Here is a 17,010-nt window from a genome sequence, read left to right as displayed (position 1 = left end):
AAGGGGGGTGCCGCGTGGCGCTCAACAGCATCGAAGAACTGGTTGAAGACATCCGCCAAGGCAAGATGGTCATCCTCATGGATGACGAAGACCGCGAGAACGAAGGCGACCTGATCATGGCCGCCGAGTGCTGCAAGGCCGAGCACATCAACTTCATGGCCAAGCACGCCCGCGGCCTGATCTGCATGCCGATGAGTCGCGAGCGTTGCGAGCTGCTCAAGCTGCCTTTGATGGCGCCGCGCAACGGTTCCGGGTTCGGTACCAAGTTCACCGTGTCCATCGAGGCCACCACCGGCGTGACCACCGGCATCTCCGCCGCCGACCGCGCACGCACGGTGCAGGCGGCTGCCGCCAAGGACGCCAAGGCCGAAGACATCGTCAGCCCGGGCCACATCTTCCCGCTGATGGCCCAGCCGGGTGGCACCCTGGCCCGCGCCGGCCACACCGAAGCCGCCTGCGACCTGGCGCGCATGGCCGGTTTCGAGCCGAGCGGAGTGATCTGCGAAGTGATGAACGACGACGGCACCATGTCCCGTCGCGCCGAGCTGGAAGCCTTCGCCGCCGAACACAAGATCAAGATCGGCACCATCGCCGACCTGATTCACTACCGGATGATCCATGAACGTACCGTTCAGCGGATTGCCGAGCAGCCGCTGGACAGCGAACTGGGCCAGTTCAACTTGGTGACCTACCGTGATTCGGTGGAAGGCGACGTGCACATGGCGCTGACCCTGGGCAACATCTGCGCGGAAGAGCCGACCCTGGTTCGCGTGCACAACATGGACCCGCTGCGCGACCTGCTGATGGTCAAGCAGCCTGGCCGCTGGAGCCTGCGGGCCGCCATGGCCACGGTGGCCGAGGCGGGCAGCGGCGTGGTGCTGTTGCTGGGCCACCCGCTGGACGGCGACGTGCTGCTGGCGCATATCCGCGAAACGGCCGAACATCAGCCGGTGAAAAAACCGACCACCTACAGCATCGTCGGTGCCGGTTCGCAGATCCTGCGCGACCTGGGCGTGCGCAAAATGCGCCTGATGAGTGCGCCGATGAAATTTAATGCGATATCCGGTTTCGACCTGGAAGTTGTAGAATACGTGCCCTCCGAATAAAAGCCGGCTGTTTCGGGCTTGAAATTCGCGGTTCAAATATCACTAGTGAGCGCGTAGTGAACGCGCTCCGGCTCTTTAAGAGATTTGTCGAATGACCCTGAAGACCATCGAAGGTACCTTCATCGCCCCCAAAGGCCGCTATGCCCTGGTGGTCGGCCGTTTCAACAGCTTCGTCGTCGAAAGCCTGGTCAGCGGCGCCGTTGACGCCCTGGTTCGTCACGGCGTGAGCGAAAGCGACATCACCGTGATTCGTGCCCCTGGCGCCTTCGAGATCCCGCTGGTTGCGCAGAAAGTCGCGCAGAAGGGCGAGTTCGCGGCGATCATCGCCCTGGGCGCGGTCATTCGTGGCGGTACTCCGCACTTCGAATACGTGGCGGGCGAATGCACCAAGGGCCTGGCCCAGGTGTCCATGGAGTTCGGCGTACCGGTCGCCTTCGGCGTGCTGACCGTCGACTCGATCGAGCAAGCCATCGAACGTTCCGGCACCAAGGCCGGCAACAAAGGTGCTGAAGCTGCCTTGTCCGCTCTGGAAATGGTCAGCCTGCTGGCGCAGTTGGAGGCCAAGTGATTAGCGACGAAAGCGATCGTTTCAACCCGCGCGATCCGAAACCTGCGGACGCTGGCAAGCCATCCAAGAGCGCCAAGCGTCGCGAAGCCCGTCAGCTCGCGACCCAGGCGCTGTACCAATGGCACATGGCCAAGCACTCGCTGAACGAGATCGAAGCGCAGTTCCGGGTCGACAACGATTTCACCGACATCGACGGTGCTTACTTCCGTGAGATCCTGCACGGTGTTCCGGCCAACAAGAACGAGATCGACAACGCTCTCGCCCCTTGCCTGGACCTCACCATCGAAGAGCTGGACCCGGTCGAACTGGCGGTCCTGCGCCTGTCCACCTGGGAACTGCTCAAGCGCGTCGACGTGCCGTACCGCGTTGTGATCAACGAAGGTATCGAACTGGCCAAGGTCTTCGGTTCCACCGACGGCCACAAGTTCGTCAACGGCGTACTCGACAAGCTGGCCCCGCGTCTGCGTGAAGCTGAAGTGAAGGCATTCAAGCGCTGATCCGCGCTTGCAGCTGCCATGGGCGAGTTTGAGCTGATCCGTAACTTCTTCGCTGCCGCGCCTTGTGCGCAGGGCGGCGAGGGCGTTGCACTGGGGATTGGCGACGACTGCGCCTTGCTGGCTGTTGCCCCTGGCGAACAGCTGGCGATTTCCACCGACACCCTGGTGGCCGGTGTGCATTTCGCAGACCCCTGCGACCCTTTCCTGCTCGGCCAGCGCTCGCTGGCAGTGGCAGTCAGCGACCTGGCGGCCATGGGCGCCGCGCCCGTCGCCTTCACCCTTGCCCTGACCCTGCCGACAGTCGAAGCCGATTGGCTGCAAGCCTATGCCAATGGCCTGAGTGCCATGGCGCAGAGCTGTGGCGTGCGTCTGGTAGGCGGCGACACCACGCGCGGCCCGTTGACCCTGACCATGACCGTGTTCGGTCGCGTGCCCGCCGGCCAGGCCCTGACCCGCAGCGGTGCCCGTCCGGGCGATCTGCTGTGCGTCGGCGGCGAACTGGGCAATGGCGCCGGCGCCTTGCCCCTGGTGCTTGGGCAGCGCAGCGCCGATCCGGATATCGCCGGGCCCTTGCTGGCCCACTACTGGTCGCCGCAACCGCAACTGGCCCTGGGCCAGGCACTGCGCGGCAAGGCCAGTGCGGCCATGGATATCTCCGATGGCCTGCTGGCAGACTGCGGGCACATTGCTGCTGCTTCAGCTGTCGGTTTGCTGATCGAAAGTGAAAAACTGCCGATGTCCCGGGCGTTGTTGAGCTTTCTCGGTGAGAATGGCGCCCGCTCGGCGGCACTCAGCGGCGGCGACGACTACGTGCTGGTCTTCACCCTGCCCGAAGCCGAGCTGGCGCCGCTGCTCGCCGCCGGTTGGCCAGTGCATGTGCTGGGCCGGGTCGTGGCCGGGCAGGGTGTGGTGCTGCTGGATGCCGAGGGGCGGGACATCACCCCGAGCACTCGGGGCTATCAACATTTTCGGGAGACACCGTGACAGATCATCCCAAACAGGTTCCGGCAGAGTGCGTGCCACCTTCCGTCTGGCGTAATCCCTGGCATTTCCTGGCCTTCGGCTTCGGTTCGGGCACCTTGCCCAAGGCCCCGGGTACCTGGGGCTCGCTGGTGGCGCTGCCTTTCATCCCGCTGTGGCAGATGCTGCCGGACTGGGGCTACTGGCTGATGCTCGGCATCACCATGCTGTTCGGCTTCTGGCTGTGCGGCAAGGTGGCCGACGACCTGCGGGTGCACGACCATGAAGGCATCGTCTGGGACGAAATGGTCGGCATGTGGATCACCCTGTGGCTGGTGCCGGAAGGCTGGCAGTGGCTGCTGGCGGGCTTCCTGATGTTCCGCTTCTTCGACATTCTCAAGCCCTGGCCGATTCGCTGGATCGACCGGCATGTGCACGGCGGTATCGGGATCATGCTCGACGACGTACTGGCCGGGGTCTTCGCCTGGTTGGCGATGCAGGGGCTGGTGTGGTGCTTTGCCTGAGGAATCGGCCATGTCGGTCGCTCGCGCTCTGCTGGTAACGCTCTGTGTCTTGACCGCCAGTCTGGTCCGGGCCGCTGAGCCGGCGGCGCTGCCCGGGGAAATCCGGGTGGCCAGCGAGGAGTGGGACAGCTACACCCAGGCCGATGGCCAGGGTATGGCCTGGGATATCCTGCGCGAGATCTTCGAGACCCAGGGCGTGAAGCTCGACATGCGCAGCGTGCCCTACACCCGTTCAGTCGGACTGGTGCAGCGGCGTGAAGTCGATGCCCTGGTCGGCTCCTATCGGGACGAAACCGATGGAGCCCTGTATCCGCGCTGGAATTACGATACCGACCATATCTACAGCCTGGGCCTGGCGACGAATCCGCCGCCGACCCTGGCCACGCTCGGCAACTACCGCCTGGTCTGGGTACGTGGCTACCGCTACCAGGACTACTTGCCCAATATTCAGCGCTTCAATGAAATCCGCCGGCGCGTCGGCATCTTGCCGATGCTCCAGCAAGGCCGTGCCGACTTCTATATCGATGCCTTGACCGAAGTCGATTTTGTCCTGTCCCAGGCCGAGGACCGCGCGCAATTTCGGCGCACCCATCTGGCCGAGCTGCCGCTGTTCCTGGGTTTTGCCAACAATGAACGGGGCCGAGTGCTGCGCGCGCTGTTCGATCGGCGGATGGCCGAGCTGGTGAAGAACGGCCGTCTGCGGCCGATTTTCCAGCGCTGGAAGCAGCCCTATCCGTTCGATGCCGGACGTCCGCCTGACGACCGTTGATCTAACTTCTCGATCTTTATGCTCGATAATTCAGCCTAAGCGTCTGTCGGAAGCTGCTGTTACAATGCCGCCTCTGCGAATCTCCAGTCCCATACAGATCAGGAGCACAACGGTGCCCGTCGTTTTTGTTGCCGCTTCCAAGCTGCCCACCCCTTTTGCGCAATTCACCATGCACGGTTTTCTCGATGAAGCCACCGGCCGCGAGCACGTCGTGCTCAGCCTGGGTGATATTGCCGATGGCGCTCCGGTGCTCGGCCGGTTGCACTCCGAATGCCTGACCGGCGATGCCCTGTTCAGCCAGCGTTGCGACTGCGGTTCGCAACTGGAAGCCGCCCTGCAGGCGATCGCCCGCGAAGGTCGTGGCGTACTCCTGTACCTGCGTCAGGAAGGCCGTGGCATTGGCTTGCTCAACAAGATCCGCGCCTATGAGTTGCAGGACGGCGGCGCCGACACCGTGGAAGCCAACGAGCGCTTGGGTTTTGCCGCCGACCAGCGTGACTACGCCATGTGCCTGCCGATGCTCGAGCACCTGGGGGTGAAATCCCTGCGCCTGATGACCAACAACCCGCGCAAGGTCAAAGCCCTGACCGAGATGGGCATAGTCGTGGCCGAGCGCGTGCCGCTGCATACCGGCCACAACCCGCACAACAAACTCTACCTGGCCACCAAGGCCAGCAAGCTCGACCACATGATGGGTAACGAGCACCAGGGCGAGGTAGACCGGGCGTGACCCGCGCTCAGGTCCGGCGGCGCCTGGCCGTCAGCTGGTGGCAATACCTGGCGCTGGCGCTGCTGCCGCTGTTCGTGCTCAACCTGGTGTTTGGCCAGGGCGAGCCGCTGCTGCCGATCCTGGCGATGCCGTTGTTCATCGCCGGGGTGGCCTCGATGTTTGTCAGCCTGCGTTTCTTCGGCGGCTACAAGCGCGCGCTGATCGCCACCCATAAAGCCCTTGATACCCCTTTGGAGCCGTCGGCCTGGATCGAACTGGCAGCCTGCCGTCGCGCGGCGTTTCTGGCTGCAGCCCTGCCGGCCTGGATCGGCGCCCTGGCGGTGTTCGTCGGCCTGGAAGCGGTGCCGCTGATCCTGCTGGCGCTGTCCACCGCGGTGCTGTTCTACCTCTACCGCATCCCGCGTCAGCTCGGTTGATGCGCTGCTGGCTGGCAGTCCTGCTGCTGGCCTTCGCTGGCCCGGCGCTGGCTGTGGAGCGTGTGGTCAGCCTTGCGCCTTCGCTGTCGGAAATCGTCGTCGAGCTGGATTCCGCCGATCTGCTGGTCGGCGTGCTGGATGCTGGCGAGCGTCCCCCCCAATTGCAAAACCTGCCGTCGGTGGGCCGCTACGGCCAGCTGGATATGGAGCGGCTGCTCAGCCTCAAGCCGGACCTGCTCCTGCTCTGGCCCGGCAGCGTCGGCCCGGCCCAGCGCGAGCAGCTCAGCCGCTTGGGTATCCCGACCCTGGTGGCCGAACCCCACAGCCTTGACCAGCTCACCACCCAGATCGAAACCATCGCCGCCCGGCTCGGACGTCCACAACGCGGCCTGGCCCGTGCCAACGAGTTGCGACAGCAGCTGGCCAGCCTGCGTCAGCGCTATGCCCGCAGTGCGCCGATGGCGGTGTTTTATCAGGTCTGGGATCAGCCGCTGTACACCGTGGGCGGCGGGCAAATCATCAGTGATGCCTTGAGTGTGTGCGGCGCGCGCAACGTGTTTGCCGACCTGCCGCTGCCGGCGCCCCAGGTCAGCGTCGAGGCGGTGTTGCAGCGTAACCCTGAAGTGATCCTGGCCAGCACCCAGGCCCAGCTGGATGCCTGGAAAGCCTGGCCGCAGCTGAAGGCCGTGACCCAAGGCAGGTTGTTGCTGATCAGCGATAAAGGCCTGGAGCGGCCGAGCGGGCAGATGATCGCTGCGACGGCCAAGCTCTGTGAGCTGCTCAACCCCGAGTAGCCACGGCTAGAGCATCGCGGGCAAGGACTGGGCGTCCCCCCTGCTCCTACAGAAAAGCATGCAATCCCTGTGTAGGAGCGAGGCTTGCCCGCGATAGCGCCCTCACTGGCGCCACATGACTAAAGCTCCGGCGTCCAGGTCACCCCGAACATCCAGGCCCGGCCTTGCTCCCGATACCCGTACTGCGCGCCGTCATGGCTGTACAGCACCCGGCTGTAGGACTTGTCGAGCAGGTTGTCGACCTTCACTTCCAGCCGGACCTCGCGATTCAGCGCCCAGCTGCCGCGCAACCCCAGCAGGGCATAACCGCCGAGGCGTTGCTGGTTGGCCAGGTCGTCATAGCTGCTGCTCACCGCCTGCCAGCTGGCGCCGAGGCCCAGGCGGTCGAACTGCCGGTCCAGGTCCAGGCTCAGGGTGCGCCGGGCACGGCGGGCCAGGGTGTGGCCGGTGTCGCGATCGCGGGGATCGATGATTGCCAGCCCCAGATTGCTCTGCCAGCCGAACAGCTCCTGCCGCAGCGCCGCTTCGAAGCCGTTGATCCGTGCCGAGGCGACATTCTGCGGGCGCGAGTTGCTGCCGAAGATAATCGCGTCTTCCAGGTCGGTGCGGTACAGCGAGGTTTCCAGGCGAGTGGTTTCGTTCAGCTGGCTGCGCCATTGCAGCTCGTAGCTTTTCGAGGTCTCGGGCTTGAGGTCGGGGTTGCTGAAGTCGGGGTAGTACAGGTCGTTGAAGGTCGGGGCGCGGAAGCCTTCGCTGTAGGTCAGCAGGACATCGTTGTCTGCATTCAACGGCAGGGTGAAGGTGCCGCTCCAGCTGTTCTGGCCGCCGAACTGCTGGTTCTGGTCGCGGCGCAGGCCCAGCTCGGTGGAGAAACTGTCGGCCTTGAAGCGATGCTGGACAAAGGCCGCGCGGTTCCAGCGGCTGTCTTCGGCGAAGGCGGTGCTGCTGTTGACCCGGTCTTGGTACCAGTCGCCACCGACGATCAGGCTGTTGCGTTCGTCGAGGGTCAGGTCGTTCTGCCAGTTGACCGAGTCGCGGTAGGTGTTGAACACCGTGCGTTCGTCGCTGAGCTTGTCGAAGGTCTTCTCGCGGTTTTCGCTGTGGCCCAGTTCCAGGCGCGATTTCCAGGCCTCGTTGATACGCCCGTCGAAATAGCTGCTGAAGCTGCTGACCGCGAATTCGCTGTAGGGCTTCTGGGGGAGGCTCTCGAAGGCGCTGCCATTGAAATACGAACGCCCGAAGGGGTTGTCGAACTCGCTTTTGCCGCGGTTATCCAGCAGGTTCAGGCCGGCTTCCCAGTCGTCATTGAAGGCGTGGCTCAGGCTCAGGCTGAGGGACTGGTTGCGGTAGGCGTCATCATCGCGATCGCTAGCATAGGACTCATGGGTGCGATTGCTCCCGGCCGTGTCGTCGAGGCTGGCGCCCAGGCTGAAGCGGGTCTGCTGGTCGCCGCCGGACAGGCCTATGCTGCGCTCCCAGCTCTGGTGGCTGCCCACCCCCAGGTGCAGGCGGGGTTGCAGGCCCTGCTCGGCGCTGCGCCGGGTGAAGATCTGGATCACCCCGCCGATGGCGTCGCTGCCGTAAATCACCGAGCGCGAACCGCGCAGCACTTCCACCCGCTCGATCTGCTGGATATTCAGATGCTGCAGGTTGCTGTCGCCGGAGCTCGAACTGCCGATGCGCTGACCGTCCACCAGCACCAGGGTCTGGGCCGACGAAGTGCCGCGGATGTAGATCCCCGGCACGCTGCCCCGGCCGCCGCTCTGTGCCACCTGCACGCCAGGCACCCGTTGCAGCAGGTCGGTGACGCTGGAGGGTTGCAGGCGGTCGATATCGTCGCGGGTGAAGACGGTATTGGCGGCGCTGCTGTCGTTGCGTGCTTGCACCTGGCGGTTGGCGCTGATCAGCGTGTCCGGCAGCTTGAGGGCTTGTTCACGCTCGAGAGTATCGGCCAGCAGTTGGCCGATGGGCAGCAGGGCAAGGGGCAGGAGGAGGCGGGAAGCTTTCATCGACAATCCGTTGCGAATTGGTCAGGCGAGAAAAACGCTAGCCGCTGCCTCGAAAGCAACGCCCTTCGGGGCGATTGCAGTCTTTGGCAGCGGCTACAGGTTACAGGCCGAGCAGTTGCAGGCGTGCTTGTACGGCGGCTTCGATGCCGGCCTCGTCCAGGCCGCATTCGGCCAGCATTTGCGCCGGCTTGGCGTGTTCGACGTAGAGGTCCGGCAAGCCCAGGTGCAGGATCGGCTTGAGGATCGCCTCGCGCGCCAGGAACTCGCTGACCGCGCCGCCGGCGCCGCCCATGATGGCGTTCTCTTCGACGGTCACCAGCAGCTCGTGGCTGGCGGCGATCTCGCGTACCAGGGCTTCATCCAGCGGTTTGACGAAACGCATGTCGACCACAGTGGCATCCAGCTTGTCGGCGACTTTCAGCGCCTCGGCCAGTTGCACGCCGAATACCAGCAGGGCGACCTTGCTGCCCTGGCGGCGAACCACGCCCTTGCCGATCTCGATCGGCTGCAGGTCTTTTTCGATGGTGGCGTTTGGGCCGGTACCGCGTGGGTAACGCACGGCGGCCGGGCCGTTGTACAGATGGCCGGTGCTGAGCATCTTGCGCAGCTCGTTCTCGTCGCTCGGGGTCATCACCACCATGCCGGGGATGCAGCGCAGGAACGACAGGTCGAAGCTGCCGGCGTGGGTCGGGCCGTCTTCGCCCACCAGGCCGGCGCGGTCGATGGCGAACAGCACGTCGAGGTTCTGCACCGCTACGTCATGCACAAGCTGGTCGTAACCGCGCTGCAGGAAGGTCGAATAGATCGCCACCACCGGCTTGGCGCCTTCGCAGGCCATGCCGGCCGCCAGGGTCACGGCGTGCTGCTCGGCAATCGCCACGTCGAAGTAGCGCAGCGGGAAACGCTCGCTGAAGGCCACCAGGTCCGAGCCTTCCTTCATCGCCGGGGTAATACCCACCAAGCGCGGGTCGGCGGCGGCCATGTCGCACAGCCATTCGCCGAACACACCGGAGTACTTCGGCCCGCCGGCCTTTTTCGGCGCGGCGGCGGGGCTGTCCAGGGGATCGAGCTTGGTGATGGCGTGGTAGCCGATCGGGTCGACCTCCGCCGGGGCGAAACCTTTGCCCTTTTTGGTCACCACGTGCAGGAACTGCGGGCCCTTGAGGTCGCGCATGTTGCGCAGGGTGGCGATCAGGGTCGGCAGGTCGTGGCCATCGATCGGGCCGATGTAGTTCCAGCCCAGCTCTTCGAACAGGGTGCCGGGGACCAGCATGCCTTTTGCGTATTCTTCGGTGCGGCGGGCGATTTCCCAGGCGCCGGGCAGGCGCGACAGCACCTTCTTGCTGCCTTCGCGCATGCTGGCGTAGGTGCGGCTGGAGAGGATCTTGGCCAGGTAGTTGGACAGGCCGCCGACGTTGCGCGAGATCGACATGTCGTTGTCGTTGAGGATCACCAGCATGTTGGCGTCCACTTCCGGCGCGTGGTTCAGCGCCTCGAAGGCCATGCCCGCGGTCAGGGCGCCGTCGCCGATCACCGCGATCGCCTTGCGCTCGCTGTTCTGCAGGCGGGCGGCAATGGCCATGCCCAGCGCCGCGCTGATCGAGGTGCTGGAATGGCCGACGCCAAAGGTGTCGTACTCGCTCTCGGAACGTCGCGGGAAGGCGGCCAGGCCGTCCTTCTGGCGCAGGCTGGCCATGCGCTCGCGGCGACCGGTGAGGATCTTGTGCGGATAAGCCTGATGACCCACGTCCCACACCAGACGGTCGTCCGGCGTGTCGAAGACGTAATGCAGCGCGATGGTCAGCTCGATGACGCCCAGGCCGGCACCGAAATGCCCACCGGTCTGGCCGACCGTATAGAGCAATTCCAGGCGCAACTCATCGGCCAGGGTTTCCAGCTCGGCTTCGCCTAACCGGCGCAGGCCGTCCGGCGTGTTGGCACGGTCGAGCAGGGGCGTGGTCGGGCGCTTGCGGGGAATCTCATGAAACGTCGTGGGCATCAGGCGAATCGTTATAGGTATAAAAGAGGCGGCAGTTTACCTTATGCATCGCAAGCTGCCCACGCAGAGCGCGGAACTTGGCTGATATGCGGTCTGCCGCGCCGGGGTCGATCAACTGCGTCGTTCGACGATATAACGCGCCAGTTCCCGCAGGGGCTCGGCGGCCGCGTCAAAGGGTCGCAGTGCGTGCAGGGCCTGATCGCGCAGCTCCAGGGCATACGCCTTGGCCGCTTCCAGGCCGAGCAGGGCCGGGTAGGTCGGTTTGTCTCGGGCGATGTCGGCACCCTGGCGTTTGCCGAGGGTCGCGGTATCGCTTTCCACGTCGAGAATGTCGTCCTGCACCTGGAACGCCAGGCCGATGGCCTGGGCATAGGTCTGCAAGGACTTGAGCTCGTCTTTTTCGGCCCGGCCGCTGGCCAGGGCGCCAAGCTTGACGCTGGCCTCGATCAGCGCGCCGGTCTTGTGCCGGTGCATGTATTCCAGGGCTTTCTGGTCGAGCTTGAGACCGACCGAACCGAGGTCGATGGCCTGGCCGCCGACCATGCCCGCCGGGCCCGCCGCCAGCGCCAGGGCGCTGACCATCCGCAGGCGGATCTCGGCGCTCGAATCGCTCAGGCGCGGGTCGAGCAGGGCGCTGAAGGCCAGGCTCTGCAAACCGTCGCCGGCGAGAATCGCGCAGGCTTCATCGAAGGCTTTGTGGGTGGTCGGCTGGCCGCGACGCAGATCGTCGTCGTCCATCGCCGGCAAGTCGTCGTGCACCAGGGAATAGGCGTGGATCAGCTCCACCGCGCAGGCCGCGCCGTTGGCCTGTTCCGGCCGGGCACCGAGGGCTTCGCAGGCAGCGTAGGCCAACAGCGGGCGCACGCGCTTGCCGCCGTTCATCACGCTGTAGCGCATGGCCTCGTAAAGACGGGCCAGCTCCGGGCTTGGCGCGTGGAACAGGGTTTCCAGTGCAGCATTGACCCGGGCCTGGCTGCTGGCCTGATAGGCCGCGATCATTCTGGCTGTTCCGCGTCGAAGGGTTCTTCGGCCAGCTCGCCATCGCGCTCCAGCAGGATCTGCACCTTCTGCTCGGCCTGGGCCAGCGCCGCCTGGCAATCGCGGGTCAGGCCGATGCCTTGCTCGAAGGCGGTCAACGAGTCTTCCAGCGACAGCTCGCCGTTCTCCAGACGCTCGACCAGCGTTTGCAGGTCGGCGAGGGATTGTTCGAAATCTAAGGCAGCTTTTTTGCGGGCCATGGCGGCTATCCCGGTTGACGTTAAACCGGCGCGACACTAGCAGACATGGGGTTTTGGGGCAAATGAGCGGCGTTCGCCGAACGGATCTGGAGGGCGATTTTCTGCCCTGGGTCAGGGGCTCGTTGTGTGGGCCAGCCTTCTGTCGCCATTTCTTGCTTTGCGACAAGGAAAGTTGCGCGCACTTGCCTTGCAATGGCCCATCGTTGATTGGCAAGGAGAAGCTGCAATGAGTGTTTTTCGAAGTGTATTGGGGGCCTGTGTGCTGCTTGGCAGTTGTGCCAGCAGCTTGGTGCTGGCCAGTGGGGCCGAGGATCTGCAGCGGGTGAAGGTCGACCTGGTCGCGCCGCCGCTGGTTCATCCCCATGAGCAAGTGGTCAGCGGGCCGCCCAAGGTGGTGCAGTTCCGCATGAGTATCGAAGAGAAAAAAATGGTCATCGACGACCAGGGCACCACGCTGCAGGCCATGACCTTCAACGGGTCCATGCCCGGCCCGACCCTGGTGGTGCATGAGGGGGACTATGTGGAGCTGACGCTGGTCAATCCGGCGACCAACAGCATGCCCCACAACGTCGACTTTCACGCGGCCACTGGCGCCCTGGGCGGGGCGGGCCTGACCCAGGTGGTGCCGGGGCAGGAAGTGGTGCTGCGCTTCAAGGCCGACCGCAGCGGCACCTTTGTCTACCACTGCGCGCCGCAAGGCATGGTGCCGTGGCACGTGGTGTCGGGCATGAACGGCGCGCTGATGGTGTTGCCCCGTGACGGCCTGCGCGACCCGCAGGGCAAACCCCTGCATTACGACCGCGTCTACACCATCGGCGAATCCGACCTGTATATCCCCAAGGACAAGGACGGCCACTACAAGGACTACCCGAACCTGGCGTCCAGCTACCAGGACACCCGCGCGGTGATGCGCACCCTGACCCCGAGCCACGTGGTGTTCAACGGCCGGGTCGGCGCCCTGACCGGGGCCAACGCGCTGACCTCCAAGGTCGGGGAGAGCGTGCTGTTCATCCATTCCCAGGCCAACCGCGACAGCCGTCCGCACCTGATCGGCGGCCATGGCGACTGGGTCTGGACCACCGGCAAATTCGCCAACCCGCCGCAACGCAACATGGAAACCTGGTTTATCCCCGGCGGCTCCGCGGTCGCGGCGCTCTATACCTTCAAGCAGCCGGGTACCTACGTGTACCTCAGCCACAACCTGATCGAGGCCATGGAGCTGGGGGCCCTGGCCCAGATCAAGGTGGAGGGGCAGTGGGACGACGACCTGATGACCCAGGTGAAGGCGCCAGGGCCGATCGTCGAGAGCAAGTAACAGGAGGAAGGGCGGGGACATTGTTCATGTCTTGAACATTTCGGGAAAGTCCGTAATATCCCCGCCATGCTCATCGATCAAATCAAAGCGCTGGCCAGCGACATCCGCATGCAGATGCTTGAATGGCTGAAGGACCCGGAAGGCAACTTTCCGCCCCAGGGGCATGACGCGCCGAAAGAAATCGGCATCTGCATGACTCACCTGCAGCACAAGGCCGCGCTTTCGGCGTCCAGCACCTCCAGCCATCTGGCGATCCTGCAGCAGGCTGGCCTGGTCGAGGCCACACGTATCGGCAAGTGGACCTACTTTCGCCGTAACGAAGCCGCCATTGCGGCTTTTGCCGAGCAACTGAAGCGCGAACTCTGAGTTTTTTTACTTAAACATTTCGTTATTTTTCGAAATGAAAGGCAACCCAGGAGATCTGTCCATGAAAGCAATCTACGTACAAATCGGCGGTGGCTACGACAAAGTAGTGGTCGGCGAGGCTCCGGCAGCGGCGCCGCAAGCGGGCGAAATCACCGTGCGCCTGCGCGCCAGCTCCCTCAACTACCACGATTTCGCGGTGGTCAGCGGCATGTGGGGGCCGAGCGAATTGCGCATCCCGATGGCCGATGGCGCCGGTGAAGTGGTAGCCGTGGGCGAGGGTGTCAGTGAGTTCGCCGTCGGCGACTCAGTAGTCAGCACCTTCTTCCCCGAGTGGCTGGACGGCCGGCCCAATGTCGTCGGTTTTGCCACGGTGCCGGGCGACGGCCTGGATGGCTATGCCCGGGAAGTCGTTACCGCCCGTGCCACCTCCTTTACCCGTGCGCCCAAGGGCTGGAGCCACGCCGAAGCGGCGACCCTGACCACTGCCGGCCTGACCGCCTGGCGCGCGCTGGTGGACGACGGCCGGGTGACCGCCGGCGATACCGTACTGGTGCAAGGCACCGGCGGGGTGTCGATCTTCGCCCTGCAATTCGCCAAGATGCTCGGCGCCACCGTGATCGCCACCTCGTCCAGCGATGCCAAGCTGGAGCGTTTGAAAGCCCTCGGCGCCGATCACCTGATCAACTACCGGGAGGATCCGGCCTGGGGCGAAACCGTGCAGAAGCTCACCGCCGGCCGTGGCGTCGACCACGTGATCGAAGTGGGCGGCCCGGCCACTCTGGAGCAGTCGATGATCGCCGCCCGGGTTGGTGGCCATATCTCGGTGATCGGCATCCTGACCGGCGTGGCCGGCGAGTTCCCGATCGTCACCGCGCTGGTCAAGCAACTGCGCCTGCAAGGCGTGCTGGTGGGCAACCGCCGGCAGCAGCAGGACATGGTCCGCGCCATCGACGCCAACGGCATGCATCCGGTCCTCGACAAGCATTTCGCCCTGGATGCGATAGTCGATGCTTTCCGTTACCAGGAAAGCAACCAGCACTTCGGCAAGATCATTCTCGATATCTGATCCTGCCTGGCCGGCTGCCGCGGATCACTCACTCTGATCCGTGGTGGCCAGCACCTCGTTGATCTTCCAGCAGCCCTTGTCCTTGACCAGCAGCAGGTCGACGATCTGCGTGGTGTCCGGCGTATTGCCCAGGGTTACCGACTCACGCGCCGAGGTGCCTTGCACCTGCGGTTCGCTGACCTTGATCTGGGTCAGCCACTCATCCATGTAGTCCTGGGTCTTGAGGAAGTAGTCCTCTTCCAGCCCTTCTGGGCTGCTCATCTGCTTCTTGATCCGTTCGATCAGCGCTTGCGTGACGTACTGCTGCAGGTGCGGCAGGTCATCGGTGATCGGGTCTTTCTCGTTGCTGAAACTCTGCAGGTACCAGTTGTAGAAGGCTTCGGCCATCGGCTTGGGCGAGCTGGCGCAGTCGGCGAGGGCGAGGGGTTGATGGAAAGCCGCGGCGAGGAGCAGCAGGGGAAACAGCTTTCTCATGGGGCGTCCTTACAGGGAGATAGGGGACTTAAGGCATTGAGTAATTAAGACAGTAAGAAAGGCTTGGGTGTTCGATTTCACCACGCGATGGCGCGGACCGCTATCGGCCTGTGCGCTGGCAGTGCCTTGCAATACAAATACGCTTTCAAAAAGTGTAGTTCTTAAATTACAGTCGCGATATTGAACTGGCCAAACAGCTGGCCCGTCGTTGGAGCCGATCATGAACGAACCGCTTTTCGACTATGACCCCGCCACGGCCCTGCGCGACCCGCAGGCCATTGCCCTGTTCATGGCGGACGCCTTCGAGACCGGCAATGCCGGCTACATCGCCAAAGCCCTGGGCGTGGTGGCGCGGGCCAAGGGCATGACTGAACTGGCCCATGAAACCGGACTGTCCCGCGAGCAGCTGTATCGCTCGTTCAGTGGCAAGGGCAACCCGACCCTGAAGACCCTGCTGGCGGTGATGCGTGCCCTGGGGCTGGATATGACGGCGCGGGTGCATGTCAGGCCGTAGCGGCCTCAGCCCAGCTCTGGGGCCAAGAGTGTCTGCACCCGATTGCGCCCCTGGCCCTTGGCGCCATACAACGCCTCGTCCGCCTGGGACAGCAACCGGGAAAGGTCGTAGCCCGTCGCCTGGGTGGTCACCACGCCGATGCTCACGCTGAGCAACCCGGGTTCGAGCAGGGACAGTGTGGCGAAATCCTGGCGAATCCGCTCGGCTACCTGCACCGCCTGCGGCTCTCGGGTATTCATCAACAGGCAGGCAAACTCCTCACCACCGATTCGTGCGAACACATCCTGTTGACGCAGGTTTTCCAGGGAAACCTGGCTGAAGGCGACCAGCGCCTGATCGCCCATCTGATGGCCGAAGGCATCATTGAGCCGTTTGAAATGGTCCAGGTCGCACAGCAGCAACGCCACGGGTTCTTCCCGGTGCGCGCACTCGGCCAGCATCTGCTCGCCATGAACCATAAAGGCCCGGCGGTTACCCACGCCGGTCAAGGCATCGCTGAACGCCGCTGCCTTGAAGCGCAACTCGGCGCGCTCCTTGACCATCGCCAGCGTCACGTAGGCGATGCCGATCACATAGAGCATCGATTCGAACAGCATGAAGGAAAAAAACGGCATGCCCTGGCCAGTGCCCGAGAGTGCGTTATCGAAGGCCAGCCCACCGTCAGTAGCCGCCCGGACGATATAGAACGTGGTGTGCAGCAGGGTCAGGACCAGTGCCGGCAGATAGGCGACATCCAGTTGATGCCGGCTACGCCAGAACTCCAACGCCGTCAGCGTCCCATAACCGACCACCAGTAACGAATAGACCAACACCCGTGTCGCCATCGTTCCATAGAAGGCGGGCACCAGGCACAGCCCCAGCCACAGCACGGCCCCCGCCAGAATGCCCGGCACCGAAGGCGCCCGCCCGGCGAACAGGCGCATTGCCGTCCAGTTCAGCGCCGCGCTCAGCAACAGCAGCACATTGCCCAGCACCAGGGGCACAAAGTCCCCGCCCAGGTTGCGCAGGCTGTTGAGTAGCAGGCCGATCGCCGCCAGCAGCATCATGCCGCCCAGGTACGCCAGGGGCTGCTCGCGGGTTTCCCGGGACCAGGCATGAAAGCTCAACAGCCCCATCAGGCAGAAGATGAAGAGCGACACCACGAGCAGGGTGGGGATATGCAGCGCCATGTCCTTGGTTCTCGTTTTGCGTCATGCGGGGGATGCCCAAAGTCGTGGGCAGAGAGGGAGGCGCGGTAGGTGGGCCGCAGCCTGGGGATCAAGGCGCGGGATTGTAGCGATATCTTTTGGCCACTGTCTGGGTTCTTTGGATGGGGGAGACGAGGCAGTTGAGGTTTGTCCCGCCTCCCTCAGGCGATTGCGCTGGGCTTTTATCTTCCCGGCGGGGCTGCAACTGGCCGGTTGGCATCCAGCAGTGAATCCACCACGGCCCTGGCCATTTCCACCGAATGGATCATCGACCAGATCAGCCCGCGCTCCACGCCGCTGGCGCGCTCGCTGATTTCATCGCTGACCTGCACCGCGCAATCCAGTAGCAACGACACATGCACCAAGGCTTCTTCGGCGCTGACGCCGCGGCGGACGCTGAACAGCGAGTCATGGCCCACGGCTGTCGCGGCGGTGTCTTTCAGGGAGGCGAGAGCCGAGGGCTCGGCGTTGTTCGCCG

Annotated in this window: 20 protein-coding genes; 13 read left to right on the top strand and 7 right to left on the bottom strand. The window is 64.2% G+C overall.

The annotated features are described in order from the left end of the window. The first annotated feature begins 14 nt into the window (after positions 1-14). From ribBA to J4D52_RS16695, 9 genes are all read left to right on the top strand, one after another. The gene (gene ribBA / locus J4D52_RS16735; protein WP_063433169.1) at positions 15-1,106 is read left to right on the top strand and encodes a bifunctional 3,4-dihydroxy-2-butanone-4-phosphate synthase/GTP cyclohydrolase II; all 1,092 of its coding nucleotides are present in this window, start codon (positions 15-17) and stop codon (positions 1,104-1,106) included. Between the two features lie 91 nt (positions 1,107-1,197). Beyond that, positions 1,198-1,674 (top strand): 6,7-dimethyl-8-ribityllumazine synthase, encoded by a 477-nt coding sequence (gene ribE, locus J4D52_RS16730; protein WP_007924117.1) that lies wholly within the window; start codon positions 1,198-1,200, stop codon positions 1,672-1,674. Further along, positions 1,671-2,171: a transcription antitermination factor NusB gene (gene nusB, locus J4D52_RS16725; protein WP_009051090.1), complete on the top strand. Its 501-nt coding sequence runs from the start codon at positions 1,671-1,673 to the stop codon at positions 2,169-2,171. Before ribE ends, nusB begins: the two co-directional genes overlap by 4 nt. An 18-nt stretch (positions 2,172-2,189) precedes the next feature. After that, complete coding sequence (gene thiL, locus J4D52_RS16720; RefSeq protein ID WP_102677163.1) at positions 2,190-3,155, top strand: thiamine-phosphate kinase; 966 nt, start codon at positions 2,190-2,192, stop codon at positions 3,153-3,155. Continuing rightward, the gene (locus tag J4D52_RS16715; RefSeq protein ID WP_038575438.1) at positions 3,152-3,655 is read left to right on the top strand and encodes a phosphatidylglycerophosphatase A; all 504 of its coding nucleotides are present in this window, start codon (positions 3,152-3,154) and stop codon (positions 3,653-3,655) included. The genes thiL and J4D52_RS16715 overlap by 4 nt, the downstream gene beginning before the upstream one ends. Positions 3,656-3,665: 10 nt before the next feature. Next, complete coding sequence (locus J4D52_RS16710) at positions 3,666-4,424, top strand: ABC transporter substrate-binding protein (protein WP_063433167.1); 759 nt, start codon at positions 3,666-3,668, stop codon at positions 4,422-4,424. A gap of 112 nt (positions 4,425-4,536) precedes the next feature. After that, positions 4,537-5,154, top strand: coding sequence for a GTP cyclohydrolase II (gene ribA / locus J4D52_RS16705; RefSeq protein WP_007924108.1), 618 nt, complete (start codon positions 4,537-4,539; stop codon positions 5,152-5,154). Further along, entirely contained in the window at positions 5,151-5,570 is a 420-nt protein-coding gene (locus tag J4D52_RS16700) for an MFS transporter (protein WP_102677162.1), read from the top strand. The genes ribA and J4D52_RS16700 overlap by 4 nt, the downstream gene beginning before the upstream one ends. After that, complete coding sequence (locus J4D52_RS16695; RefSeq protein WP_102677161.1) at positions 5,570-6,364, top strand: cobalamin-binding protein; 795 nt, start codon at positions 5,570-5,572, stop codon at positions 6,362-6,364. The genes J4D52_RS16700 and J4D52_RS16695 overlap by 1 nt, the downstream gene beginning before the upstream one ends. Positions 6,365-6,483: 119 nt before the next feature. On the opposite strand, the gene J4D52_RS16690 is transcribed toward J4D52_RS16695, so the two are convergent. From J4D52_RS16690 to J4D52_RS16675, 4 genes are all read right to left on the bottom strand, one after another. Continuing rightward, a complete protein-coding gene (locus tag J4D52_RS16690; protein WP_102677160.1) occupies positions 6,484-8,373 on the bottom strand; it encodes a TonB-dependent receptor domain-containing protein in 1,890 nt (629 codons plus the stop codon). Between the two features lie 100 nt (positions 8,374-8,473). Then, entirely contained in the window at positions 8,474-10,372 is a 1,899-nt protein-coding gene (dxs, locus tag J4D52_RS16685; protein ID WP_053281104.1) for a 1-deoxy-D-xylulose-5-phosphate synthase, read from the bottom strand. A gap of 111 nt (positions 10,373-10,483) precedes the next feature. Further along, a complete protein-coding gene (gene ispA / locus J4D52_RS16680; protein WP_097305270.1) occupies positions 10,484-11,371 on the bottom strand; it encodes a (2E,6E)-farnesyl diphosphate synthase in 888 nt (295 codons plus the stop codon). Next, positions 11,368-11,610, bottom strand: coding sequence for an exodeoxyribonuclease VII small subunit (locus tag J4D52_RS16675; protein WP_007924102.1), 243 nt, complete (start codon positions 11,608-11,610; stop codon positions 11,368-11,370). The genes ispA and J4D52_RS16675 overlap by 4 nt, the downstream gene beginning before the upstream one ends. 226 nt (positions 11,611-11,836) lie before the next feature. Between J4D52_RS16675 and nirK the strand changes: the two genes are divergently transcribed. The 3 genes from nirK (at position 11,837) to J4D52_RS16660 (ending at position 14,357) form a co-directional block, all read left to right on the top strand. After that, a complete protein-coding gene (nirK, locus tag J4D52_RS16670; protein ID WP_025807778.1) occupies positions 11,837-12,925 on the top strand; it encodes a copper-containing nitrite reductase in 1,089 nt (362 codons plus the stop codon). 66 nt (positions 12,926-12,991) lie between these two features. Then, positions 12,992-13,291: a helix-turn-helix transcriptional regulator gene (locus J4D52_RS16665; protein ID WP_007924100.1), complete on the top strand. Its 300-nt coding sequence runs from the start codon at positions 12,992-12,994 to the stop codon at positions 13,289-13,291. Positions 13,292-13,346: 55 nt separating this feature from the next. Further along, complete coding sequence (locus J4D52_RS16660; RefSeq protein ID WP_173678551.1) at positions 13,347-14,357, top strand: NAD(P)-dependent alcohol dehydrogenase; 1,011 nt, start codon at positions 13,347-13,349, stop codon at positions 14,355-14,357. Between the two features lie 24 nt (positions 14,358-14,381). Here the strand turns inward: J4D52_RS16660 and J4D52_RS16655 are convergent, their stop codons facing one another. Then, positions 14,382-14,831 carry a DUF3828 domain-containing protein gene (locus J4D52_RS16655; RefSeq protein WP_097305266.1) on the bottom strand — a complete coding sequence of 150 codons (450 nt, stop codon included), beginning with the start codon at positions 14,829-14,831 and terminating at the stop codon, positions 14,382-14,384. Between the two features lie 220 nt (positions 14,832-15,051). Here J4D52_RS16655 and J4D52_RS16650 point away from each other — a divergent pair, with 220 nt between their 5' ends. Next, a complete protein-coding gene (locus tag J4D52_RS16650) occupies positions 15,052-15,345 on the top strand; it encodes an addiction module antidote protein (RefSeq protein WP_102677158.1) in 294 nt (97 codons plus the stop codon). Between the two features lie 5 nt (positions 15,346-15,350). On the opposite strand, the gene J4D52_RS16645 is transcribed toward J4D52_RS16650, so the two are convergent. Both J4D52_RS16645 and J4D52_RS16640 read right to left on the bottom strand, forming a co-directional pair. Then, entirely contained in the window at positions 15,351-16,514 is a 1,164-nt protein-coding gene (locus J4D52_RS16645; protein ID WP_025807768.1) for a diguanylate cyclase, read from the bottom strand. 200 nt (positions 16,515-16,714) lie between these two features. Then, the coding region (locus J4D52_RS16640) for a DUF6124 family protein (RefSeq protein ID WP_207272142.1) at positions 16,715-17,010 on the bottom strand (296 nt) is incomplete at its 5' end.

The organism is Pseudomonas sp. GW460-12-10-14-TSB1 (assembly GCF_017349775.1).
Classification (GTDB): Bacteria; Pseudomonadota; Gammaproteobacteria; order Pseudomonadales; family Pseudomonadaceae; genus Aquipseudomonas; species Aquipseudomonas piscium.
Note: the sequence above shows the minus strand (reverse complement) of the source record. Positions and strands in the feature narration are given on the sequence as shown.